This window comes from Stenotrophomonas sp. WZN-1 (assembly GCF_002192255.1).
Lineage (GTDB): Bacteria > Pseudomonadota > Gammaproteobacteria > Xanthomonadales > Xanthomonadaceae > Stenotrophomonas.
The window spans coordinates 2,879,990-2,904,832 of the sequence record NZ_CP021768.1; the positions used below are offsets into that span (position 1 = coordinate 2,879,990).

Below are 24,843 nucleotides of genomic sequence, written 5' to 3' on the forward strand. Positions count from 1 at the left end.
CGCCGTTCGATCAACCGCCGGCGCCACCGCCCCCCGCCTGGATGCCGCCGGCAGTCAGCGCGGCCGGGTCCAGCAGGCGGCGCAGCTCGGCTTCGTCCAGGCCGCTGTCCTCCAGCGCGACGTCCAGCACCGGGCGCTGTTCCTTGTAGGCACGCTTGGCGATGGCCGCAGCCTTCTCATAGCCGATGATCGGGTTCAGTGCAGTGACCAGGATCGGGTTGCGCGCCAGCGCCTCGGCTACACGGTCTTCGCGCACCTTCAGCCCAGCAATCGCGCTGTCGGCCAGCAGGCGGGACACATTGGCCAGCAGGCCGATGCCATCCAGCAGGTTCACCGCGATCAGCGGCAGGGTGACATTGAGCTGGAAGTTGCCGGTCTGCCCAGCCACGGTGATCGCGGTGTGGTGGCCGATCACCTGCGCGCAGGCCATCACTGTGGCTTCCGGAATCACCGGATTGACCTTGCCCGGCATGATCGAGCTGCCCGGCTGCAGCGCCGGCAGTTCGATCTCGCCCAGCCCGGCCAGCGGACCGGCGTTCATCCAGCGAAGATCATTGGCGATCTTGATCAGCGCCACGGCCAGTGCATTGAGCTGGCCCGACAGTTCCACTGCATCATCCTGCGCGGCCAGGCCTTCGAACTTGTTCTCGGCGCTGTCGAACTTGAAACCGGTCTGCTGCTTCAGCGCCTTGGCCACCTGCGCGCCGAAGCGCGGGTCGGCATTGATGCCGGTACCGATGGCGGTGCCGCCCAGCGGCAGCCGGCGCACGCGCTTGAGGCTGTCTTCGATGCGTTCCTGTGCCGAGGCCAGCTGTGCCGACCATGCGCCGAACTCCTGCTCGAAGGTCAGTGGCATCGCATCCATCAGGTGCGTGCGGCCGGTCTTGACCACCTTGCGCAGGCTGCGGCCCTTCTTGTCGAGGGTCTTGCGCAGGTGCACCAGCGCCGGCAGCAGCTGCTCATGCGCCGCCAGTACCGCCGATACGCGCAACGCGGTCGGGATCACGTCGTTGGAGCTCTGCCCCTGGTTGACGTGGTCATTGGGGTGCACCGCGGTCTTGCCGGCCTTGCCAGCACGATTGGCCAGGGTGGCGATGACCTCGTTGGCATTCATGTTCGACGACGTGCCAGAACCCGTCTGGTAGACATCGATCGGGAACTGCGCGTCCCAGTTGCCGGCGGCCACTTCGGCGGCAGCGGTCTGGATGGCCTTGGCCAGGTTCTTCGGCAGGTGGCCCAGTTCTGCGTTGACGCCCGCGGCGGCGCCCTTGACCAGGCCCAGGGCGCGGATGAAACCGCGCGGCATGCGCTGGCCCGACACCGGGAAATTCTGCACGGCGCGCTGGGTCTGCGCGCCCCACAAGGCGTCGGCAGGCACCTGCAGCTCGCCCATGCTGTCGTGTTCGATTCTGAAACCCTTGCTTGCAGCTTTGCTCATTGCATCAACTCCGCACTACTTCAGTTGGGGAAAGGGAAGCGGCGGCTGGCAGGGTGTCGCTTCCCGGGCTGGCGGCTGCGCCAACGATACTCCCTTGCCGGTAGCGTGGGATGACGAGGACGGGCCAGATCGTTCCGTCCGCAGGGCCGTTCTGCACGCGCAAAGAGGCAGTGCCGGCCGGCTGCCGGCACTCCATGGAATCGTGAGCCGGGCGTGGTTGCCAGCCAGCGGCCGGCACTACCTGACCGGCACGTCGTAGAATATCGGCCCCGCCGCTCGTCCCAGCCCTGCCGACATGTCCGATTCCGCCCTGCTCGCCCTGTCCCCGCTCGATGGCCGCTATGCCGGCAAGGTCGATGCCCTGCGCCCGATCTTCTCCGAGTACGGCCTGATCAAGGCCCGCATCACGGTCGAGGTGGAATGGCTGCTGGCCCTGGCGGCCGAGCCGGGCATCGTCGAACTGGCCCCGTTCTCCGGCGCCGCCATCGCCCGCCTGCGCGCGCTGGCCGCCGGCTTCAGCCCGGCCCAGGCCGCGCGCGTGAAGGAGATCGAGCGCACCACCAACCATGACGTCAAGGCGGTGGAGTACTTCATCAAGGAACAGCTGAAGGACGACGCCGAACTGGCCCCGGCGCTGGAATTCGTGCACTTCGCCTGCACCAGCGAAGACATCAACAACCTCAGCTACGGCCTGATGCTGGAACAGGCGCGCCGCGAGGTGCTGCTGCCGACGCTGGACGGCATCGCCAGCACCCTGCGCACCCTGGCCCACTCCCAGGCCGGCCAGCCGATGCTGTCGCGCACCCACGGCCAGACCGCCTCGCCGACCACCCTAGGCAAGGAACTGGCCAACGTGGTCGCGCGCCTGGAGCGCCAGCGCAGGCAGATCGCCGCCGTCGAACTGACCGGCAAGATCAACGGCGCGGTCGGCAACTACAACGCCCACATCGCCAGCTACCCTGACGTGGACTGGCCGGCCTTCGCCGAGCGCTTCGTGACCGGCCTGGGCCTGGTGTTCAACCCGTACACCACGCAGATCGAGCCGCACGACAACATTGCCGAGATCGGCGATGCCGCACGCCGCGCCAACATCATCCTGATCGACCTGGCCCGTGACATCTGGGGCTACGTTTCGCTGGGCTACTTCAAGCAGCGCCTGAAGGAGGGCGAAGTCGGTTCGTCGACGATGCCGCACAAGGTCAACCCGATCGATTTCGAGAACGCCGAAGGCAATTTCGGCATCGCCAATGCGCTGTTCGAGCATTTCAGCGCCAAGCTGCCGATCAGCCGCTGGCAGCGCGACCTGACCGATTCCACCGTGCTGCGTGCGCTGGGCACCGCGTTCGGCCACAGCCAGGTGGCACTGGATTCGCTGGCCAAGGGGCTCGGCAAGCTGGAAGTGAACCCGCAGCGCCTGGACGCCGATCTGGACGCGGCCTGGGAAGTGCTGGCCGAGGCCGTGCAGACAGTGATGCGCCGCCACGGCCTGCCGAACCCGTACGAGCAGCTGAAGGCGCTGACCCGCGGCCAGGGCATCACCGCCGAGTCGATGCGCGCGTTCGTGCAGGGGCTGGAGCTGCCGGCGGATGCGAAGCAGCGCCTGCTGGAGATGACCCCGGGCGGCTACACGGGCTTGGCTGAGTCGCTGGCGAAGAAGATCTAAGGGGTTTCCTTTGCGGCGGCGGCCGCGGGCGCTGCCTGCGGCAGGCTTTACTGCAACGGCAAAAGGAACTGCAACGTCAAAGGCGGCTCTGGGTTATGCCGTGCTTGGCGGGGCGGGTTGGGTTCGCGGGGGACGCCGTGAACCCGTCCCTGGGGGCTTGGCCGCGGCATCCATGCCGCGGACACCCCCGCGAACCCAACCCGCCCCACCTCTGACAGTTTTCCGGTGACGGATCGAAGAGCAGTGGGTTGTCGGGACGGAATTTGAAAGAGGGACGCGGCTTCGCCGCGTCCCTCTTTCGTTTGTCCGATGGGGTCAGATCCCTTTTCCATTGGAAAAGGGATCTGACCCCACGAGCCCAGGAGCATGAGCAAGCGCAGCGCGCGACCCGCTTTTGCCTTGCTTTTCTTCTTCCATTCCGTGGCGGCCCCCGCAGGAAACTGTCAGGGGCCGGGCGGGGTGGGTTCGCGGGACCGTTGGCGCCATGGATGGCGCCATCGAGCCCCCATGGACGGGTTTACGGCGTGTCCCGCGAACCCACCCCGCCCGGCCCAGTCTATGAAGCCAGCGCTTTACGCGACCAGACCCCGCCACGAGGGGCTCCGCCGTTGGCCGGCCCCACCGCGACAATCCCGCGCACGTGCGCAATCCCCACGAACGGCGGACAATGGAGATCTCAGGCGGCCCGCCGCGCCGCCCCTCCCGCTTTCCGCTGCAAGGATTCCCCCATGGCCGCCCGCAAGTCCTCCGCCCCCCTGATCGAAGTCACCGCCCGCCCCGGCCAGCCGCTGGGCATGGCGCCGGCCACCTTCCTGCGCGATTTCTGGCAGAAGCGCCCGCTGCTGATCCGCAATGCCTTCCCGGACTTCCAGACCCCGGTGCAGCCGGAAGACCTGGCCGGGCTGGCCTGCGAGGAAGGCGTGCTGGCGCGCCTGATCGAGCACGACAAAGACCAGGATGGCTGGCGCGTGCGTACCGGCCCGTTCCAGGAAGAGATCTTCCCCGCCCTGCCCGACCGCGACTGGACCCTGCTGGTGCAGGACGTGGACAAGTGGGACAAGGACGTGCGCGCGCTGATCGAGCACTTCAGCTTCCTGCCGCGCTGGCGCATGGATGACGTGATGATCAGCTTTGCCGCCACCGGCGGCTCGGTCGGCGCCCACGTCGACCAGTACGACGTGTTCCTGCTGCAGGCCCATGGCCGCCGCCGCTGGCAGATCGACGCCAGCGAATCGATCAAGGGCAAGCAGCCGCCGCTGGGCTTCCGCCCGGACGTCGAACTGAAGCTGCTGAAGGTGTTCAAACCCACCCACGACTGGGTGCTGGCGCCGGGCGACATGCTGTACCTGCCGCCGAACGTGCCGCACCACGGTGTCGCCGAAGATCCCTGCCTGACCTTCTCGTTCGGCATGCGCGCACCGGCGTCGGCCGAGCTGATCAGCGACTACCTGGACACCCTGATCGCCGATGCCGACGAGAACATCCGCTACCAGGATGCCGACCTGAAGGTGCCGGCCGACCCGAACGAAATCGACACGGTGGCGATGGCGCGGGTGATCACCGCCCTCAACGCCATCCGCATGAACGACCCGGACAAGCTGGGTGACTGGTTCGGCCGCTTCATCACCACCTACCGCGCCGCCGGTGAAGTGATGGCCCACCAGGCCGCACCAGCCGCGGAGGAAGTGGTCGAAGCGCTGGCCTCCGGCCTGCTGCTGCAGCGCCACCCGTGGGCCCGCCTGGCCTGGCGTCGGGCCAAGCGTGGCGCCAGCCTGTACGTCAGCGGCCAGGACTTCGCGCTGCCAGTGAAGGACGCGCAGCGCCTGGCTGGCGCCGAGCAACTCGACGCCGCCGCCTATCGCGGCCTGTCCGACAAGGGCCGTGCCGTGGTCCAGCAGCTGCTGGTCGGTGGTGTGTTCCAGCTGATCGACCCGAATGAGGTGTACGAGGCCGAAGACGAGGACGACGGCGAGGATGCTGTGGTGCTCGGCGAGGTCGTCGAAGGCCGCGACCGCGTGGATGCGATCGACGCCGATGCGGTGTCCGACGATGTCCACTCCGTGACCGTGCACGACGACGGTATCGAGGTCATCGTCAACTTCGAGGACGACGAAGAAGACGACAGCGCCGGCCGGGCCTGAGCCATCGCCATGATCCGGGTCCAGCAGGTCAGCCACGCCGATGCCCACGTCGCCATTCACCAGGTGCGCCAGCAGGTATTCGTGCAGGAACAGGGCATCGCCGCCGATCTGGAACGCGATGCGCTGGATCCGGTCAGCGCCCATGTGCTGGCGCTGGACAGTGACGACCAGCCGGTCGGCACCGGCCGGCTGGCCCCGGACGGCCGCATCGGCCGCATGGCGGTGCTGGCCAGCCATCGCAGCCACGGGGTCGGCGAGGCCCTGCTGGCGGCGCTGGTCGAAGCCGGGCGCCGGCTTGGCCTGGCCGAACTGCACCTGCACGCCCAGCTGCCGGCCCGCGATTTCTATGCCCGCCAGGGCTTCCTGCCCGAGGGCGAGGTGTTCGAGGAGGCCGGCATCGGCCACCAGCAGATGCGCCGCCGGCTGGGCGCGGCCAGCGCCATCGACAACCGCGCCGAGGCGGTGGCGATCACCACGGCCATCATCCACCGCGCCCGTCGCCAGCTCTGGCTGCACAGCCGCCAGCTGGACCCGGGCCTGCTCGACGCGGCCCCGGTACAGGCCGCCCTGCGCCGCTTCGTCACGGCCCGCCACGACAAACAGCTGCGGGTGATCGTGCACGATGCCGCCGCGATCGCCGCTGCCGGCGCGCCGCTGCTGGCGCTGGCCCAGCGCCTGCCCAGTGTGATCCAGTTCCGCGAGGTCACCGACCCGGTCGACCGTGCGCTGGCCTCGGCCTGCCTGCTCAACGATGCGGGCGACTTCTACTTTCGTCTGATCGGGCATCGGCTCGACGGCGAGGCTGGCATCGCGCTGCCAGCACGTTCGCAGCCGTTCGAGCAGCAATTGCAGCGCGTCTGGGACCGTTCGCGTGATTGCAGCGAACTGCGCGCGCTCGGCATCTGAGTCGGCACAGCTGACCCAACCTGTCTGGAACCGGCACCGGCGGACGCGGGATGCCCGTGGTGGTGCCCCTTCGTGTCTGGTTGGGGGTACAATTTGGCTGTTTGAACGCGCCCGCGCAGGGCTATTCATCTTCCTGCCGGGTCCTTCTGAAGCCATACCCCACAAAGCGAATCAACACCCTCCATCGTGGACAATCAACTGAAGCAGTTTGCGCAATCTTCGCAACTCGCCGGCGGCAACGCCTCCTATGTCGAGGACCTGTACGAGCAGTACCTGGTCTCCCCGGATAGTGTCGATCCCAAATGGAAAACCTACTTCGACGGCTTCAAGGGCCGCGAAGCAGGTGACATTCCGCACTCGGCCGTCATCTCCCACATCGCGGACGCGGCCAAGGATGCGCTGAAAGCCGGCACCGGCAATGGTGCGGGCGACGAGCGCGAGCGCAATGTCGGTCGTCTGATCACCGCCTACCGTTCGCGCGGCCACCTGGACGCCCGCCTCGATCCGCTGGGCCTGGCCACGCCGGTCAACACCCCGGACCTGGGCCTGCCGTTCCACAGCCTGTCCGATGGCGACCTCAACAGCGAGTTCAGCACCGGCGGCGTCGGCGGCCAGCCGCGCATGAAGCTGCGCGACCTGCTGGCACGCCTGAAGGCGACCTACACCGGCTCGATCGGTGCGGAGTTCATGCACATCTCCGAGGTCGAGCAGCGCCAGTGGATCTACAAGAAGCTGGAAGCGGCCGGTGGCAACTACCAGCTGGACGCTGACACCCAGCGCCGCACCCTGGAGCGCCTGACCGCGGCCGAAGGCCTGGAGCGCTACCTGCACACCAAGTACGTCGGCCAGAAGCGCTTTTCGCTGGAAGGCGGCGACTCGCTGATCCCGATGATGGACACCATCATCCGCAGCGCCGGCAAGGATGGCGTCAAGGACGTGGTGATCGGCATGGCCCACCGCGGCCGCCTGAACGTGCTGGTCAACACCCTGGGCAAGAACCCGCGCAAACTGTTCGACGAATTCGAAGGCAAGTTCGAGCACGACGAGCACGCCTCGGCCGGTGACGTGAAGTACCACATGGGCTTCTCCGCCGACGTCGCTACCGACGGCGGCCCGGTGCACCTGGCGCTGGCGTTCAACCCGTCGCACCTGGAAATCGCCGACCCGGTCGTGGCCGGTTCCGTGCGTTCGCGCCAGGAGCGCCGCAAGGACACCGCGCGCAAGCAGGTCATGCCGATCCTGATCCACGGCGACGCGGCCTTCTCCGGCCAGGGCGTGGTCATGGAACTGTTCCAGATGTCGCAGGCCCGCGGCTTCGCCGTCGGCGGCACCGTGCACATCGTGGTCAACAACCAGGTCGGCTTCACCACCTCCAACCCGCTGGATACGCGTTCCACGCGCTATGCCACCGACGTGGCGAAGATGATCGCCGCCCCGGTGCTGCACGTGAACGGCGATGATCCGGAAGCCGTTGTGTTCGCCGCGCAGCTGGCCTTCGAGTTCCGCCAGAAGTTCGCCAAGGACGTGGTCATCGACCTGATGTGCTACCGCCGCTGGGGCCACAACGAGGCCGACGAGCCGGCGATCACCCAGCCGCTGATGTACCAGGTGATCCGCAAGCACGCCACCACCCGCGAGATGTACGCCGAGCAGCTGGAAAAGGCGGGCGTGATTGCCGCGGGTGCCGGCAAGGCGATGGTCGATGCCTACCGCGAGAAGCTGGACGCCGGTGAAGTGACCACCGAGCTGGCCAAGGTCGAGAAGACCCCGCCGACCAGCCCGCTGTTCGTCGATTGGCCGAAGCTGCTGGAAGGCAAGCTGTCCGACCCTGTCTCGACCAAGGTCGAGAAGAACAAGCTGGTCGAGCTGGCCAAGCTGATCAACACCATTCCGGACGAAGTGCAGCTGCACTCGCGCGTGGCCAAGGTCTACGACGACCGCCGCAAGATGGCCGCCGGCGAGATCCCGGGCGACTGGGGCTTTGCCGAGAACCTGGCCTACGCCACCCTGCTCGACGAAGGCCATGCGCTGCGCCTGGTCGGCCAGGACGTGGGCCGCGGTACGTTCACGCACCGCCACGCGATCCTGCACGACCAGAAGACCGACAACTACTACATGCCGCTGCGGCAGCTGGTGGATTCGCCGGAGAAGGCCACCGTCATCGATTCGCTGCTGAGCGAAGAAGCGGTGATGGCCTACGAGTACGGTTTCTCCACCACCGATCCGAACACGCTGTGCATCTGGGAAGGCCAGTTCGGCGACTTCGCCAACGGCGCCCAGGTGGTGATCGACCAGTTCATCGCCGCCGGTGAAGCCAAGTGGGGCCGCATCTCCGGCCTGACCCTGCTGTTGCCGCATGGCTACGAAGGCCAAGGCCCGGAACACAGCTCGGCGCGCCTGGAGCGCTTCCTGCAGCTGTGCGCGCTGGAGAACATGCTGGTGGTCGTGCCGTCGACCCCGGCACAGGCCTTCCACATGCTGCGCCGCCAGCTGCACCTGACCACCCGCAAGCCGCTGGTGGTGATGTCGCCGAAGTCGCTGCTGCGCCACAAGCTGGCCGTGTCGACCCTGGACGAACTGGCCAACGGCGAGTTCCAGCACCTGATCGGCGACGCCAACGCGGACGCCAAGAAGGTCAAGCGCGTGGTGTTGTGCTCGGGCAAGGTCTACTACGACCTGCTGGAAGACCAGACCAAGCGTGGCCAGGACGACGTGGCGATCATCCGCGTGGAGCAGCTGTATCCGTTCCCGCGTGCGCTGCTGGCTGCCGAACTGAAGAAGTACGGCAAGGCCACCGACGTGGTATGGACGCAGGAAGAACCGCAGAACCAGGGTGCGTGGTACCAGATCCGCCACCACCTGCAGTTCTGCCTGGCCGATGGCCAGAACCTGCACTACGCCGGTCGCGCACGTTCGGCTTCGCCGGCTGCCGGTCACATGGCTGACCACGTCCGCGAACAGCAGCAGCTGGTCGCCGATGCACTGGTCAACCCGTTCAACGACACGTTCGCTGAATAATCCTCCCCCTATTTAGAAGACAAACCAGGAAGCTCCCGCAATGGCCACCGAAGTCAAAGCCCCGGTACTGCCCGAATCCGTCGCCGACGGCACCATCGCCACCTGGCACAAGAAGGTGGGCGACGCCGTCAAGCGCGACGAAAACCTGCTTGACCTGGAAACCGACAAGGTCGTCCTGGAAGTGCCGTCGCCGGTCGACGGCGTGCTCAAGGAAATCAAGTTCGCCGAAGGTTCGACCGTGACCTCCAGCCAGGTCGTGGCGATCATCGAGGAAGGCGCCGTCGCTGCTGCCCCGGCTCCGGCCGCTGAAGCCGCTCCGGCTGCTACCGCTGCCCCGGCCGCCGCGGCTCCGGCTGCTGCCGCAGCTCCGGCCCCGGCTGCCAAGTCGTCGGCCGATGCACTGCCGCCGGGCGCCCGCTTCACCGCCATCACCGAAGGCGTGAACCCGGCCGACGTCGACGGCACTGGCCGTCGCGGCGCGGTGACCAAGGAAGACATCGTCAACTTCGCCCGCAACGGCGGCGCTGGCAAGGCCGGTGGCGCACGTCCGGAAGAACGCGTGCCGATGACCCGCATCCGCAAGCGCATCGCCGAGCGCCTGATGGAGTCGAAGAACTCCACCGCCATGCTGACCACCTTCAACGAGGTCGACCTGTCAAAGGTGTCGGCTGCGCGCAAGGAACTGCAGGACGAGTTCGTCAAGGCCCACGGCATCAAGCTGGGCTTCATGAGCTTCTTCGTGAAGGCCGCCGCCAACGCGCTGCAGCGCTTCCCGCTGGTCAACGCCTCGATCGACGGCGACGACATCATCTATCACGGCTACTCGGACATCTCGATCGCCGTCTCGACCGAGAAGGGCCTGGTCACGCCGGTGCTGCGCAACGTCGAGCGCATGTCGTTCGCCGACATCGAGAAGACCATCGCCGACTACGCCAAGAAGGCCCGTGATGGCAAGCTGAGCCTGGAAGAACTGCAGGGCGGCACCTTCACCGTGACCAACGGCGGCACCTTCGGTTCGCTGCTGTCGACCCCGATCATCAACCCGCCGCAGAGCGCCATCCTGGGCATGCATGCCATCAAGGAGCGTCCGATCGCCCAGAACGGCCAGGTCGTGATCGCGCCGATGATGTACCTGGCGCTGTCGTACGACCACCGCATCATCGACGGCAAGGACTCGGTGCAGTTCCTGGTGGACATCAAGAACCAGCTGGAAAACCCGGGCCGCATGCTGTTCGGCCTGTAAGAAACCTCCCGCCCCTCCGCGCCCGCGCGGAGGGGTTCTGGTAATGCATCAAGGAATAATTCAATGGCTGAACAATTCGACGTCGTCGTCATCGGTGCCGGCCCGGCCGGTTACCACGCTGCCATCCGCGCGGCCCAGCTGGGCCTGAAGACCGCCTGCATCGACGCAGCGCTGGGCAAGGACGGCAAGCCGGCCCTCGGCGGCACCTGCCTGCGCGTGGGCTGCATCCCGTCCAAGGCACTGCTGGATTCCTCGCGCCAGTTCTGGAACATGGGCCACATCTTTGGCGACCACGGCATCAGCTTCAAGGATGCCAAGATCGACGTCGAGGCGATGGTTGGCCGCAAGGACAAGATCGTCAAGCAGTTCACCGGCGGCATCGGCATGCTGTTCAAGGCCAACAAGGTCGCTGCCTATTATGGTTTTGGCGAACTGCAGCCGGGCAACGTGGTCAAGGTCACCCAGCATGACGGTTCCATCGTCGAGCTGAAGGGCACCAACGTCATCATCGCGGCCGGTTCGGATTCGATCGAACTGCCGTTCGCCAAGTTCGACGGCGAGACCATCGTCGACAACGTCGGCGGCCTGGACTTCACCGAAGTGCCGAACCGCCTGGCGGTGATCGGCGCCGGCGTGATCGGCCTGGAACTGGGCAGCGTGTGGAAGCGCCTGGGCGCTGAAGTCACCATCCTGGAAGCACTGCCGGAGTTCCTGGCCGTGGCCGACGCCGAAGTGGCCAAGACCGCTGCCAAGGAATTCAAGAAGCAAGGCCTGGACATCCGCCTCGGCGCCAAGGTCTCCAAGACCGAGGTCACCGGCAAGGGCAAGAAGAAGGAAGTCGTTGTCACCTACACCGACAGCGAAGGCGAAAAGACCCTGACCGTGGACAAGCTGCTGGTGGCCGTTGGCCGTCGCGCCGCCACCAAGGGCCTGCTGGCCGAAGGCACCGGCGTCAAGATCAACGAGCGCGGCCAGATCGAAGTCGACGCGCACTGCCACACCGGCGTCGACGGCGTGTGGGCGGTCGGCGACTGCGTGCGCGGCCCGATGCTGGCACACAAGGGCTTCGAGGAAGGCATCGCGGTGGCTGAGCTGATCGCCGGCCTGCCGGGCCACGTCAACTTCGACACCATCCCGTGGGTCATCTACACCGAGCCGGAACTGGCCTGGGTCGGCAAGACCGAAGCGCAGCTGAAGGCCGAAGGCATTCCGTACAAGGCCGGCAGCTTCCCGTTCGCCGCCAACGGTCGTGCCGTGGCGATGATCGAGCCGGCAGGCTTCGTGAAGATCCTGGCCCATGCCGAAACCGATCGCATCCTCGGCATGCACCTGGTCGGCGCCAACGTCTCCGAACTGGTGCACGAAGGCGTGCTGACCATGGAGTTCAGCGGCTCGGCCGATGACCTTGCCCGCATCTGCCACGCCCACCCGTCGCTGTCGGAAGTGATCCACGACGCGGCGATGGCAGTCAGCAAGCGCGCCATCCACAAGGCGAACTGATCTGCATCCGGGTAGGTGCCGACCGTTGGTCGGCACGCGCCTGCAAACAAAGAACCCCGCCTCGGCGGGGTTTTTTGTTGACTGCGTGGGCTCGGCGCTACACCTTTCCAGCGGGCTTCCTCGGTGCATCGTCGCAGATCCTGTGCTGCACCACTGTCTCGCCGACCTTCCATTCCTTCGTTACCCGGCAGTGCTCCTTCGCCTCGGGTACCGGCGAAGCCTTCGCCCCCGCAGCATTCGCTTCATCGGCACCGGCTGCCTGTTGGCGTTCCAGCCACACCGATGGCGGCGCCGGAGGCGCGGCCAGTACCGGCCCCGCAAGCAGGACCAGACCCACCAGCAGCACCGTCCTCATGCAGCCACCGCCCGGCCACCGAGCAGGCGCGCCGGCAGCATGAACAGCGCGCGCAGGAAGGCGAACAGGGCTGAGAAGGTGATGCCGACCAGGCGGAACGGCAGGCTCAGCAGCCACACGAACGGCCAGGCAATCAGGGCGAGGATCGCCAGCGGCCAGCACAGCACGAACAGCAGGCACCACACGCCGAGCGCGAACAGGGTCTTCATCACGGTCTCCTTGGAGCGGCACCCTGCCGCCTGCGGACACCTTGGCGCCCCGCCCTGGCCGCCCGCAAACGGTTTGCGACGAAACCCGGGCTGGGGGCGATGAAACCGGTGCAGGGCCGTTGTTGTAGAGCCGGGCCTACGCTCGGCTGCTCTTCGTTGCGATCACAGAAAACCCGCGCTGCGCGCGACAGCCGAGCGTGGGCTCGGCTCTACAGGAGCTGCACTGCGCCCGGACGGCCGTGGGCCACCTGGAAGCGCGCTGCGGTACGCACCGGCGCATCGGCGCGCAGCACGCTGTCGGCGAAGCGCAGCTCGGCGTCCACGGTCTGCCGGTTCAGCTGCAGCTTCCACCAGCCACGGCGGTCGCCGTCGAAATAGCGGATATGCGGGTTCTGCGCTAACGATGGCCCGTAGTACGGCCCGTACGGCGTGTCGTCACCACCACTGCTGATCGCCGGGGCGATGAATTCGGTGGCCACGACCGGCGCACTGGCCGCGTCGAAATCCAGCTTCAGATCGTTGACGAAAGAGGAATGCCAGTCGCCGCCCAGCACGATGGCATTGCCCTGCCCGCCCGCCTGCATCGCCTGCAGCAACCGGTTGCGTGCGGCGGGATAGCCATCCCAGGCGTCGTTCCAGAAGCGCTCGCGTGGCGTGCCGCCGTCCAGCCGCAGCTGCGCCATCAGCAGCTGCTGCACCACCACGTTCCAGCGCGTGCCTTGCGCGGCGGCCATCGACTGCGCGAACCACGCTTCCTGGCCCACGCCGAGCATGCTCATGCGCGGGTCCAGTGCGGCATCACAGCGTGGCGACTCGCCGACGCCACAGGGATTGGCCGGGCGGAACTGGCGGCAATCGAGCAGGGTCAGCTGTGCCAGGTCGCCATAGCGCAGCCGCCGGTGCACGCGCAGGCCGCCGTTGCCCGCAGGTGTGCTGCGCATCGGCAGGTGTTCGTAGAACGCGCGATAGGCGGCCGCACGACGCACGATGAAATCCTCGGTCGATACGCCGGGCTTTTCCGGGTGGATGCCGGAGTAATCGTTCTGCACTTCATGGTCGTCCCAGATCACCGCGAACGCGTGTGCGGCGTGCGCGGCCTGCAGATCCGGATCGAGTTTGTAAAGCGCGTACTGGTCACGGTAGCGCTCCAGGCTCACGGTCTCGCCACTGAAGCGCTCGGCATCCAGCGCACGACCACGCGCGTTCTGCAGCGGGCTGTATTCGTACAGGTAGTCACCGGCATGCAGCACCAGGTCGACATCGCTCTGTGCGATGTCGCGCAGCACCGGGTAGTAGCCACTGTTCCAGGCCTGGCAGGTGCACAGGGCCAGCCGCAGCTGCTGCAGTGGCGTGTCCAGCAGCGGCGCGGTGCGGAAGTGGCCGACCGCGCTTTCCTCATCGCCGTCGCAGGCAAAACGGTAGTAGTAGTCGCGGCCTGGGCGCAGGCCGTTGACCTCCACGTGCACCGAGTGGGCCAGCTCGGGGACCGCGGCCGCAGTCCCCCGCTGCACCAGCCGGCGCATGCCGGGGTCTTCGGCCACGAACCAGCGCACCGGCACCGCCCGCGGCGGCATGCCGCCGCCATTGAGCGGGTCCGGTGCCAGCCGCGTCCACAACACGGCCCCCTGTGGATCCGGATCACCGGCGGCGACACCGAGGGTGAACGGATCACGCCCCAGCCGCGGCCGTGGGCCGGCCGTGGCCGGCCCCGGCATCGCCGCCAGCGCGATCGCCGCCCCCGTGCCCTGCCACGCCATGCGCAGCAGACGACGACGGCGTTCCGGATCGACAGGCCCGCGCATCAGAAGCGCACGGTTGCGGTGGCCATCACCTGCCGCGGCGCACCGACCTGCATGGTCGCCAGGCTGCGGGTCGGGTCGGCGGCGTAGGTGCCGTTGGTGTTGATCGAAGACAGGTAGCGCTTGTCGGTCAGGTTGGTCAGGTTCATCGCCACGGTCAGGTTCTGCGCCGGGCCGAGCTTGCCGAAGTCATAGGCCACCGAAGCGTTGACCAGCCAGTAGCCCGGCACCGACACATCGTTGGTGTAGGTCACGTAACGCTTGCCGATGTGGTTGGCCGACAGTCGCATGTCCCACGAGCCCGGGGTCCAGGCCAGGGTGCTGGCGAACATCCATTCCGGGGTGTCGACGGTCTTCCTGCCGCGGGTCGGCACCACGCCGTTGTTCACGTAGTCGTTGTCGTAGGTGCTGTCATTCCAGGACAGCGCGTTGGACCACGACAGGTCCTGCATCGGCTTCAGCTGCAGCGTCGCCTCGGCGCCACGGCTGGTCACCGAACCGACGTTGGAGAACAGCGCCGGGCAACCGAGGATGCCCACGCACTGTGCGATCGCCAGCAGGCGGTTGTCGAACGTGACGTCGTACACCGCAACCGAGGCTTCATAGCCGCGGCCGTAGCCACGCCAACCCAGCTCGATCGTGCGCGACTGTTCCGGCTTCAGGTTCTGGGCGCTGGCATCGAAGGCGGCCTGCGGCACGTTGAACGGACTGCCCACGCCCAGTGCATAGGCCGCGATGTTCCTGGCGAACGAACCGAAGATCTCATTGCCTTCGTTGAGCTTGAAGTTGAAGCCGGCCTGCGGCAGGAAGCCCTTCTTCGAGGTCAGGCTGCTGTTGTTGGCATAGCTGCCCAGCGGCGTGCGCACGCTGGTGCGGGTGTGCGGCGACTTCGCACCGATGTCGATGGTCAGCCGGTCATCGAACAGGCGGAAGCGGTCCTGCACGTAGAACTGGCGGGTGATGGTGGTGTAGCGCTGGTGCCACACGCGCTGGTCCGGGTTGCGCAGGAAGAAGTCGTCGGTGATCGGGCCGTCGATGTAGTAGAAGTTGCGCTGCACGCTGTGGCCGTTGTCCTCGTACCAGAGACCGGCTTCCAGTTCGTGGCCACCGACGTTCCAGGTGAACGCCGAGGTCACGCCGGTACGGTCGATCGCGTACTCGGTGGTGCGGATCGAGATCGGAATCTCGCGGCTGGTGCCCGGGTTGGACGGATTGGACGGGCTGAACCAGTGGCCCTGGCCACGGTTGCTGTGGTTGTAGACATTGACCTTCAACCGCATCGACTCGTTCAGGCCGAAATCGCCGGCAATGCTGGACAGGTCATCGTTGCGCAGGCCGTGGCCGGAGTAGTACGCATCCCACGGGCTGTTGACGCCGCCGCTGAATTTCCCGCGTGCCGCGGCGACGGCGCGATCCCAGTCCGGCGCGTAGTTGTCCCAGTCCCAGCCGAGGCGATCGATCATCTCCAGCGACAGGTCCTGGTAGTCCGCCTCGACGCGGCGCGACGCATTGAACAACGCGGTGATCCTGCTGTCCGTTCCGAAGTTGTAGGTGGCCTTGCCGTTGAACTGCTTCAGCTCCTGCGAGCCCTTGCCCTTCCACTTGTCGCCTTCCGAATACACGCCGGACAGGTAGGCAGCAAAGCCCTGGTGCTCACCGGTTTCCAGGCGCGCATAGCTGCGCCGCGCACTGTCACTGCCGAAGCCCTGCGCCAGCACCACGCCGTACTCGGTGGACGGATCGATCGAATAGAACTGGAACACGCCACCGAGGTTGCTGGTGGACGGCGTGCCCAGCGCGCCGATGCCGGTGGACACTTCGGCACCACCCAGGTTCTCGCTGATCACCGCACGGCTGATGTGCAGGCCGTTGCTGTTGCCATAGGCCATGTTGCCCAGCGGGATGCCATCGAGCGTGTAGCCCAGGCGGTTCTGGTTGAAACCACGCAGGCTGATGGTGGTGGACCATTCGTAGGCGCCGGTGGCATCGGCCGACTCGAAGTGCACGCCCGGCTTGCTGGCCAGCAGCTTCAGCGGGTTGGCACCGGGCGGCAGGATCTTCATGTCCTCGGCGGTCACGCGCTGCACCTGGCGGGCTTCGCCGCGGCCGATCACCGAGATCGAATCGAGGGTGGTCGCCGACTGCGCGTCGGGAGCGGGAGCGGTTTCAGCGGCAGCGAGCGACGGCAGCGAAGCACAGACCAGCAGGGCCAGCAGATTGCGGCGAAGCGGAGCGTGGGACGACATGGAGGCGGATTCCTTGGGCACGCTGGACGCCGAAGGGCGGCGTCGAAGGGCAGCAGCGGCGGAATCGTAGAAGCGGCGCGTTACATGTCATTTACACGCCACATACGGAATTTTTGCGTTCCGGATGGTTTACGGGCCGGGAGGTGATTGCCGGCCAGCGGCCGGCATCACCGTTACTCGAACGAGCCGACCGAATCGTGGGCCAGGTTGTCGAAGCGGGTGTACTCGCCGAAGAACTTCAGCTTGCACGAACCGGTCGGGCCACCACGGTGCTTGCCGATGATGATCTCGGCCAGGCCCTTGTCCGGCGAGTTTTCCTTGTTGTAGTAGTCGTCGCGGTAGATGAACACGATCATGTCCGCGTCCTGCTCGATTGCGCCCGACTCGCGAAGGTCGGCCATCACCGGGCGCTTGTCGGTACGCGTTTCCAGCGAGCGGTTGAGCTGTGACAGCGCGATCACCGGCACATTCAGTTCCTTGGCCAGCCCCTTCAGCGAACGCGAGATCTCCGAGATTTCGGTCGCGCGGTTTTCGCTGTTGCCCGGCACGCTCATCAGCTGCAGGTAGTCGATCACGATCAGGCCGAGATCATGCTCGCGCTTGAGACGGCGGCACTTGGAGCGTAGCACTTCCGGCGACACGCCCGGCGTATCGTCGATGAAGATCTTGGTTTCCTTCAGCATCTTGATCGCGCTGGTGACGCGGCTCCAGTCCTCGTCTTCCAGCTGGCCGGTACGCAGGCGCTGCGCGTTGATGCGGCCATTGGAGGAAATCAGGCGCATCGCCAGCTGCGATGCCGACATTTCCATCGAGAACACCGCCACGCCCTTCTTCGACTTGATCGCCGCGTACTCGGCGATGTTCAGCGCGAAGGTGGTCTTGCCCATTGCCGGGCGGGCCGCGAGGATGATCAGGTCGGTCGGCTGCAGGCCGGCGGTCATCGCATCGAAATCGTTGTAACCGGTCGGCAGGCCGGTGATGTTGCCGCCGTTCTCGAAGCGGTTGCGCAGCTCCTCGAAGGCATCCTTCAGCGCACCCGGCATGGCCACGAAATCGGTACGGCCGCGCGCGCCCTGTTCGGCGATGGCGAACACGCTCTTTTCCGCCGAGGCCAGCAGCTCGCTGCTGTCACGCCCTTCGGGCTGGAAACCGTCGTTGACGATGTCGGTGCCGACCTGGATCAGCTGCCGCAGCACCGCCTTGTCACGCACGATCTCGGCGTAGGCCACGATGTTGGCCGCCGACGGCGTGGTGCTGGCCAGTTCGATCAGGTAGGCGCCGTCGCCCACCAGTTCCATCTTGCCCTGCGATTCAAACCACTCACCCAGCGTCACCGCATCGAACGGCCGTTCGCGCTCGGACAGCTCGCGGATCGCCCGATAGATCATCTGGTGATCGCGACGGTAGAAGTCGCCTTCGGTCAGCTGGTCGTTGACCCGGTCATACGCCTCGGGCGCCAGCATCAGGCCACCCAGCACCGCCTGCTCGGCTTCCACCGAATGCGGCGGTACCCGCAACTGGTCGATGCGCGACTCGTCGCGATCGCGATCGAAGCCATCACCGCGCTCTCTGCGGTTGGAACGGAAGCCGGGACGAGCGGACATGCTGCGGTGTTTCCTGCAAAAGTGGGCCAGACGAGTGTAGGCATGCGCCGACCCCGGCGGCCATGGACAAGCCTGTGGATAAGCCGTGGAGAAACGGGGGATATCCGCCGGCGCCTGGCCAGACTGGCGTGGGGGCGTCGCACTGCCTGCGACAGGCGCCATTGCGGTGCCCGAGCAGACCATTATCGCAGATCAGGCGACCAGGGTCGGATCCCGTGCGACGCACGGGCTCTCGCCCGCTCGGCTGGATGTGGGGTCGGATCCCTCTGCGAAGCAGAGGGCGCTGACCCAGCGGTCTCAATCGCCCTTGACGTGCACCGCGATCAGCGCCAGGAACCGGTCCACGTAACCCTGCAGGAACTTCTGCGTGCCCTCGTTGTGGATCGTGCCGTCGGCATCGATCAGGCCATCCTTGAAGTGGATGAACGCCTCGGGCTGGCCCAGCACGTGCATGTCCAGGAAAGCCAGGCTGTTGCGCAGGTGCTGCTGGGCCACGGCGGTACCGATCTGGCCGATGGAGGCGCCGATCACCGCCGCCGGCTTGCCGGCGAACGCACTGTCGCCGTAGGGGCGCGAGCCGATATCGATGGCGTTCTTGAGTACGCCCGGCACCGACCGGTTGTATTCGGGGGTCACGAACAGCACCGCGTCGGCGGCGCGCACCTGGTCCTTCAGCCGGGTACCCTGCGGCGGATAGTGCGCGTCGAAGTCCTGGTCGTACAGCGGCAGGTCGCCGATCTGCACGTACTGGAAGCGCGCGCGATCGCCGGCGATCTTCTCCAGCGCATGGGCCAGCTTGCGGTTGCAGGAATCCTTGCGCAGGCTGCCGACGAACACGGCGATGGTGGGGACGGACATCGGGACATACTCCTCACGGTGCGGGAGGCCCAGCCTAGCCGCCGGGCCCGTGCACGCCAGTGAAGATCAGCTGCCCACAACGCCTGCGCGCACCTGCCGCCAATGCGCCTGCCAGGCCTGGAACATCAGCACGTTCCACAGATGGGTATGCCACTTGCGCTGTCCTCCCAGGAACTGCTGCCACAACGGCTGCACCGCCGCCGCCGACAGCACGCCCTCACGCTCCAGCCGCGCCGGCTGCAGCAGGTCCTCGGCCCAGGGCCGCAGGTCACCCTTCAGCCAATCACTGACCGGTGCGCCGAAGCCGCGCTTGGGACGGTGCACCATCGACTGCGGCACGTAACGGCCCAGCACGCGCTTGAGCAGCACCTTGCTGGTGGTCTCGCTGCGCTTGAAGCCCAGCGGCAACGACCAGGCGAACTCGGCCACGCGCCAGTCCAGCAGCGGCGCGCGTGCCTCCAGGCTGACCGCCATCGAGGTGCGGTCGACCTTGCACAACAGGTCGTCCGGCAGGTAGGTCACGAAATCGGCCAGCATCATCGCATCGGCCGGCGTCCCCGCGCCGTGCAGCGGATCAGCCAGGTCGTAGAAGCTGCCGGCGGCCTGCGCGCCGGGCACCGCCGCGGCCGGGTCGCGCCAGCGCGAGATACGGTTGCGGTAGACGTCGCCGATGCCACGTGCGCCGGTCTCGGCCAGCAGCGCGGCCAGGCCACCGGTCCGCGAGGCCTCGCCCTGGTGTTGCGCGCGTGTACCCATCCAACGCCGCAGCGGCCCCGGCACGCGGCCGAGCATCTGCCAGTTGCGCAGCGCGCGTACATACCGGGTGTAGCCGAAGAACAGCTCATCGCCACCGTCGCCGGACAGCGCCACGGTCACGCCCTGCCGCGCCAGCCGGGCGACCAGCGCCGTCGGCACCTGCGACGCGTCGGCAAAAGGCTCGTCGAACATCGCCGGCAACTGCGGCACTACCGCCAGTGCATCGGCGCCGCTGACGTACAGCTCGGTGTGATCGCAGCCCAGGTGAGCCGCCAGCTCCCGGGCCAGTGGTGCTTCGTCATGTCCCGAATCGGTGAAGCCGATGCTGAAGCTGTGCACCGGCTGCCCGCTCTGGGCCTGCATCAGCGCCGCCACCAGCGATGAGTCGGTACCGCCGGACAGGAATACGCCGACCGGCACATCGGCCACCATGCGCAGCGCCACCGCGTCGCGCAGCAGCGTGTCCAGCTGCTCCTCGGCGTCCTCGATGCGGCCCTGGAAGGGTGCGGCCAGCGCAGCCTGCATGCGCGCGCGCGCATCCCAGTACGGGCGCTGTGCCTGCTCCGGGCGATGTGCCGCGGCACCTGCGGCCACAGCCGCCGCGTCCAGGCGCAGCACGCGGCCCGGCATCAGCTTGTAGCAGCGCTGGTGGATGCTGTGCGGCGCGGGAATGTAGTCGAGCCGCAGCAGCAATGTGAGCGCATCGCGGTCGATGTCGTTGTCGAACGCCGGGTGCTGCCAGAGCGCCTTCAGTTCCGACCCGAACACCAGCGTGTCGCCGGCCCAGCCGTAGTACAGCGGCTTCTTGCCGACGCGGTCGCGGGCCAGCCACAGGCAACGCTCCTGGCGGTCCCACAGCGCGATGGCGAACATGCCGTTGCAGCGCTGCAGGGTGTCTTCCACGCCCCATTGCAGGATCGCCGCCAGCAGTACTTCGGTGTCGGAATGGCCGCGGAAGGCATGCCCCAGCGGCTCCAGTTCCTCACGCAGGGCCGCGAAGTTGTAGACCTCGCCGTTGTAGGCCATCACGTAGCGGCCATCGGCCGAGGCCATCGGCTGGTGGCCCAGCGGGGACAGGTCAAGGATGCTCAGCCGCCGATGCGCCAGCGCGATGCCCGCCTCGGCATCGACCCAGCTGCCGCCATCATCCGGCCCGCGATGGTGCAGCGCCTGGCCCATGGCCAGCGCCTGCGCCTGCAGCGCCTCGGCCGACGCCAGCGGCGCCGGCAACAACATTCCCGCCAATCCACACATGCATCAGGGTTCCTGCGCCAGGTCGAGGGCGGCGCCAATCACCGCATTGTCGCTTGGAAGCCCGAACATTGCTGCCCCCGCCAGTGGCGTGTAGGTATCGGCACCACAGACCCGGCGCAACGGCAGATGGCCGAACCCGGCCTCGACCAGCGCGGTGACCACGCCCTCCCCCACCCCGCCACTGTGCCGTCCTTCGTCCAGCACCAGCACCCGCCGAGCGCTGGCAGCCTGGGCGGCGATGAAGCCGGCGTCCAGCGGTACCAGCCAGCGCAGGTCGGCCACCCGCACCTGCCAGCCCAGCTGCTGCTCGATCGCCCGTGATGCGCGCAATGCCATCGGCACGCCGTTGCCATAGGTATAGATCACCAGGTCGCCGGCCTCCGGCGCATAGACCCGGCCCTCGCCCGGCACCAGCGTCTGCCCCTGTGCCGGGTAGTCGAACAGCCACTGGCCATCACCCGCGTCGTGCAGGTCCTTGCTCATGTACAGCGCGATGGGCTCCAGGAACACCGCCACGCGCCCATCCACCCGCGCCAGTGCGGCCAGCGTGCGCAGCATCATCACCGCATCGTCGCCACGTGACGGGCAGCCCACTACCAGCCCGGGGATGTCGCGCAGCGCGGTGATCGAGTTGTCGTTGTGGAAGTGACCACCGAAGCCCTTCTGGTAGCCCAGCCCGGCCACCCTTATCAGCATCGGGTTGCGGTACTGGTCGTTGGAGAAGAACTGCAGCGAACACGCTTCGCCGCGCACCTGGTCGATGGCGTTGTGCAGGTACGCCAGGTACTGGATCTCCGGAATCGGCAGCATGCCCAGGTTGGCCAGGCCCTGCGCCATGCCCAGGATCATGGTCTCGTCCAGCAGGGTGTTGAACACCCGGCGTGGGCCGAAGCGGCGCAGCAGGTCCTTGGTGACGGTGTAGACACCGCCCTTCTGTGCGACGTCCTCACCGAACAGCAGGCTCTGCGGATACTTCGCCAGCAGTTCCTGCAGGGCGTGGTTGATCTGGATCGCGAGGTGGCGTGGCGCCTGCCGTTCGGGCAGGGCCTCCGCACCGCCGTACAGCGCTTCGCGCGTCCCGGCGGACACCTCGCGCCGTGCTTCGGCCTGCACCGCAGCCGGCGTATAGGGCGCAAGCGGCTCCATCACTTCGCGCAGCGATTGCAGCTTCGGGCGTCCTTCGGCATCGGCGGCGGCGGCCATGCAGCGCGCGCGCATCGTCTCGTAGGCCACCTCGATGGCGGCCGCATCCATCCAGCCCGATTCCATCGCGATCTGTGCCGAGCGCAGCAGCGGATCCTGCGCCTCGGCCGCACACAGCTCCGGCAACGCGCGCCATTCCACTTCGAAGTCGGTGCCGGCGTGCCCCATCAGGCGCGTGGTGCGCAGATGCAGGAATGTCGGCCGCCGCGTGCGCCGGCAGTGCTCCACCGCCGCCTGCACCTGCGCGTGACCGGCGGCCAGGTCGAGGCCATCGGCATGGAAATAGTCCAGCCCCGGCTGACGGCTGAAGCGTTCTGCGATCCAGCCTTCAGGTGTTTTCACCGAGATGCCCAGACCATTGTCCTCGCAGACGAACAGGACCGGCGCCGGCAACTTCTGGTAGGCCGACCACATCGCGGTGTTGAACGCAGTCTGCGCGGTCGCATGGTTGGCCGAGGCGTCGCCGAACGAGCACAGCACGATGCTGTCGGCCGGAATCGGCAGTTCGTGGCCCAGTCGCTTGCCACTTTCGATGGCCAGCGCGGTGCCCAGCGCTTTCGGCAGATGCGAGGCGATGGTCGAGGTCTGCGGCAGTACCCACAGCGGCTTGCTGCCCCACACCTTGTGGCGCCCCCCGCTGGCCGGGTCATCGGCGCTGGCAGCAAAGGACAGCGCGGCGTCGCGCAGCGGGTCGATCCCCGGCACCTGGCGCGAGCGCTCAGCCATGAAGGCACCGGAACGATAGTGCAGGAACGCCGGATCCGTATACCGGCAGGCCCGCGCCAACAGCGCATTGCCTTCGTGGCCGGAAGAACCGATGGTGTAGAAAACCTTGTTCTGCACGCGCAGCACGCGCGCCATCAGGTCCAGCTGGCGGCTGGCCAGCTGCGAATCGAACAGCTCGCCAAACGCGGCAGCAGTGAGCGTGCTGCCCGGCAGGATCGGCGCATCCGGCGCTGGGCGCGGGCGCGGGGTACCGCGCCAGCCACGGACCGCGTCAAGGAAATTGGCGTCGCACACGTCGGCGCGGTTGAGCACGCGCATGCGTGCGGGAATCGGATCTGGAACCACAGCGAACATCGAACACCCTCCGTGTCGTTGCTGCATCCCGCCCGGCGTTGGCCAGGCGCTACCCTGTGGGGGTCACCTTGGTGAGAGTCACGCGGCCTCGAAGCGTGCGCGCACCTCGGCGGTCACTGCCGGCATCGGCAGGAAGCGCGGTTGCCCGCGCACGCGTTGCAGCCAGGCACGCAGCTCCGGGAATGGCTGCAGGCTGATTCCACCCTCGCCTGCGACGTCGGTGTAGGCGAACAACGCGATGTCAGCGATGCCGTACCCACTGCCGGTGAACCATTGCGCTTCACGCAGATGCTGCTCCATCACCGCCAGCGCGATGGCGGCGCGCTCGTGCAGGCGTGGCAGTTCGGCACGACGCGGCGACTCAGGCGGGGTCCAGCCGCGGATGAAGCGCGCGACCGCGACGCACGGCTCGTGCGTGTACTGCTCGAAGAACATCCAGCTCAGTGCCTGCGCACGCTCCCAGCCATCGGTGGGCAGGTAGGGCGTGCCTTCGGCCAACCAGAACAGGATCGCGTTGGATTCAGTCAGCACGCGGCCATCGTCGCGGACGATCAGCGGTACCTTGGCATTGGGATTGAGCGCGAGGAACTCAGGGGTGTGGGTCTGGCCATTGGCACTGTCCACTTCCACCCAGCGGTAGCGGCTGCCGAGCTGCTCCAGCAGCAGGCGGACCTTGTGGCAATTGCCTGACACCGACATGCCGTGCACCGTCAACGGGACGCGCTCTTCCACCATTGCCTGCTCCCTCGGATCCGGCCGGCGGCCGGCTGCGTGCAGTCTGGCAAGCACGCCGGTGATTGCCAAGCGCGGGTGCAGCATGGCTACACGGTAGTGCCGGCCGCTGGCCGGCAATCGCATGAATCCTGCTGCAAGGAGATTGCCGGCCACCGGCCGGCAATACCGGGCGACGCTCAGCGCGCGCGCTGCCGCCACTGTTCGCGCGACTGGCCCCAGATCTGCATCGGCTTGTCGTTGTACGGCGCTGGCAACTCGCCCATGCGCAGCAGGGTGCTGCCGAGCTTGCGTGCCACGGCCCGGGAGTTGTCGTTGTTCTCGGCGATGGTATGGATCACCTCATCCCAGCCCAGCGTGTCGAAGGCCCAGTCGATCGCAGCGACCGCCGCCTCCGGCGCATAGCCCCTGCCCCAACTGGCATGGCGGATGCCCCAACCGACCTCGGTACCCGGCCAGTCCTGCGGCTGCCACGGTCCCATCCGCCCGATCCAGTCGCCGCTGGATTTCTCGATCACGCTGAACATCGAGAAGCCGAACAACTGCCATGCGCCGGCCAAGCTGCAGAAACCCCGCCAGGCCACCGAGGGCGGCTGCACGCCACCGAGGGTGCGCATCGTGTCCTCGTCGGCGCAGAACGCCAGGTACGGCTCGTAGTCCTCGCGCAGCAGCGGGCGCAGGATCAGCCGCTCGGTTTCGATGCGCAGGTCGAAGATGCTCATGCCGGCTCCATGTCGAAGGGGGCATCCATGATGGAGGATTGCTTCCCTGCGCGGATGAATATCGCCGGCTACAACGAAACGGGCCGGCATGAGCCGGCCCGTCAGGTACTGCATGC

17 protein-coding genes are annotated in these 24,843 nt (G+C 67.1%); 6 read left to right on the forward strand and 11 right to left on the reverse strand.

Annotation, left to right across the window (positions count from 1 at the left end):
- Nucleotides 1–10 precede the first annotated feature (10 nt).
- Nucleotides 11–1,438, reverse strand: a complete 1,428-nt coding sequence (locus tag CCR98_RS13645; RefSeq protein ID WP_087923050.1) for a class II fumarate hydratase — start codon at nucleotides 1,436–1,438, stop codon at nucleotides 11–13.
- A 295-nt stretch (nucleotides 1,439–1,733) separates the two neighbouring features.
- On the opposite strand from CCR98_RS13645, the gene purB reads away from it, so the two are divergent.
- The 6 genes from purB to lpdA all read left to right on the forward strand — a co-directional run bounded on the left by purB (nucleotide 1,734) and on the right by lpdA (nucleotide 11,909).
- The gene (gene purB, locus CCR98_RS13650; protein ID WP_087923051.1) at nucleotides 1,734–3,101 is read left to right on the forward strand and encodes an adenylosuccinate lyase; all 1,368 of its coding nucleotides are present in this window, start codon (nucleotides 1,734–1,736) and stop codon (nucleotides 3,099–3,101) included.
- A gap of 728 nt (nucleotides 3,102–3,829) precedes the next feature.
- Nucleotides 3,830–5,242 (forward strand): cupin domain-containing protein, encoded by a 1,413-nt coding sequence (locus CCR98_RS13655; RefSeq protein WP_087923052.1) that lies wholly within the window; start codon nucleotides 3,830–3,832, stop codon nucleotides 5,240–5,242.
- A 9-nt stretch (nucleotides 5,243–5,251) separates the two neighbouring features.
- Nucleotides 5,252–6,148: a GNAT family N-acetyltransferase gene (locus tag CCR98_RS13660; protein ID WP_087923053.1), complete on the forward strand. Its 897-nt coding sequence runs from the start codon at nucleotides 5,252–5,254 to the stop codon at nucleotides 6,146–6,148.
- 186 nt (nucleotides 6,149–6,334) lie between these two features.
- Complete coding sequence (locus CCR98_RS13665; protein ID WP_087923054.1) at nucleotides 6,335–9,166, forward strand: 2-oxoglutarate dehydrogenase E1 component; 2,832 nt, start codon at nucleotides 6,335–6,337, stop codon at nucleotides 9,164–9,166.
- 40 nt (nucleotides 9,167–9,206) lie between these two features.
- Entirely contained in the window at nucleotides 9,207–10,409 is a 1,203-nt protein-coding gene (sucB, locus tag CCR98_RS13670; protein WP_087923055.1) for a dihydrolipoyllysine-residue succinyltransferase, read from the forward strand.
- A gap of 63 nt (nucleotides 10,410–10,472) precedes the next feature.
- Nucleotides 10,473–11,909 carry a dihydrolipoyl dehydrogenase gene (lpdA, locus tag CCR98_RS13675; RefSeq protein ID WP_087923056.1) on the forward strand — a complete coding sequence of 479 codons (1,437 nt, stop codon included), beginning with the start codon at nucleotides 10,473–10,475 and terminating at the stop codon, nucleotides 11,907–11,909.
- Between the two features lie 97 nt (nucleotides 11,910–12,006).
- Here the strand turns inward: lpdA and CCR98_RS13680 are convergent, their stop codons facing one another.
- The 10 genes from CCR98_RS13680 to CCR98_RS13725 form a co-directional block, all read right to left on the reverse strand.
- Nucleotides 12,007–12,264, reverse strand: coding sequence for a hypothetical protein (locus CCR98_RS13680; RefSeq protein ID WP_087923057.1), 258 nt, complete (start codon nucleotides 12,262–12,264; stop codon nucleotides 12,007–12,009).
- A complete protein-coding gene (locus CCR98_RS13685) occupies nucleotides 12,261–12,473 on the reverse strand; it encodes a hypothetical protein (protein WP_010486834.1) in 213 nt (70 codons plus the stop codon). The genes CCR98_RS13680 and CCR98_RS13685 overlap by 4 nt, the downstream gene beginning before the upstream one ends.
- Before the next feature lie 209 nt (nucleotides 12,474–12,682).
- The gene (locus CCR98_RS13690) at nucleotides 12,683–14,275 is read right to left on the reverse strand and encodes an alkaline phosphatase D family protein (RefSeq protein WP_087923058.1); all 1,593 of its coding nucleotides are present in this window, start codon (nucleotides 14,273–14,275) and stop codon (nucleotides 12,683–12,685) included.
- Entirely contained in the window at nucleotides 14,275–16,518 is a 2,244-nt protein-coding gene (locus tag CCR98_RS13695) for a TonB-dependent receptor (RefSeq protein WP_087923059.1), read from the reverse strand. The genes CCR98_RS13690 and CCR98_RS13695 overlap by 1 nt, the downstream gene beginning before the upstream one ends.
- A gap of 173 nt (nucleotides 16,519–16,691) precedes the next feature.
- Nucleotides 16,692–18,122, reverse strand: a complete 1,431-nt coding sequence (locus CCR98_RS13700; RefSeq protein WP_075677331.1) for a replicative DNA helicase — start codon at nucleotides 18,120–18,122, stop codon at nucleotides 16,692–16,694.
- A 297-nt stretch (nucleotides 18,123–18,419) separates the two neighbouring features.
- Entirely contained in the window at nucleotides 18,420–18,980 is a 561-nt protein-coding gene (locus tag CCR98_RS13705; protein WP_075677329.1) for an NAD(P)H-dependent oxidoreductase, read from the reverse strand.
- A gap of 66 nt (nucleotides 18,981–19,046) precedes the next feature.
- A complete protein-coding gene (asnB, locus tag CCR98_RS13710) occupies nucleotides 19,047–20,990 on the reverse strand; it encodes an asparagine synthase (glutamine-hydrolyzing) (RefSeq protein WP_087923060.1) in 1,944 nt (647 codons plus the stop codon).
- A 3-nt stretch (nucleotides 20,991–20,993) separates the two neighbouring features.
- A complete protein-coding gene (locus CCR98_RS13715; RefSeq protein ID WP_087923061.1) occupies nucleotides 20,994–23,273 on the reverse strand; it encodes a thiamine pyrophosphate-dependent enzyme in 2,280 nt (759 codons plus the stop codon).
- A gap of 78 nt (nucleotides 23,274–23,351) precedes the next feature.
- The gene (locus CCR98_RS13720; protein ID WP_087924200.1) at nucleotides 23,352–24,008 is read right to left on the reverse strand and encodes a glutathione S-transferase family protein; all 657 of its coding nucleotides are present in this window, start codon (nucleotides 24,006–24,008) and stop codon (nucleotides 23,352–23,354) included.
- A gap of 176 nt (nucleotides 24,009–24,184) precedes the next feature.
- Nucleotides 24,185–24,727 (reverse strand): GNAT family N-acetyltransferase, encoded by a 543-nt coding sequence (locus CCR98_RS13725; RefSeq protein WP_014037785.1) that lies wholly within the window; start codon nucleotides 24,725–24,727, stop codon nucleotides 24,185–24,187.
- Nucleotides 24,728–24,843 lie beyond the last annotated feature (116 nt).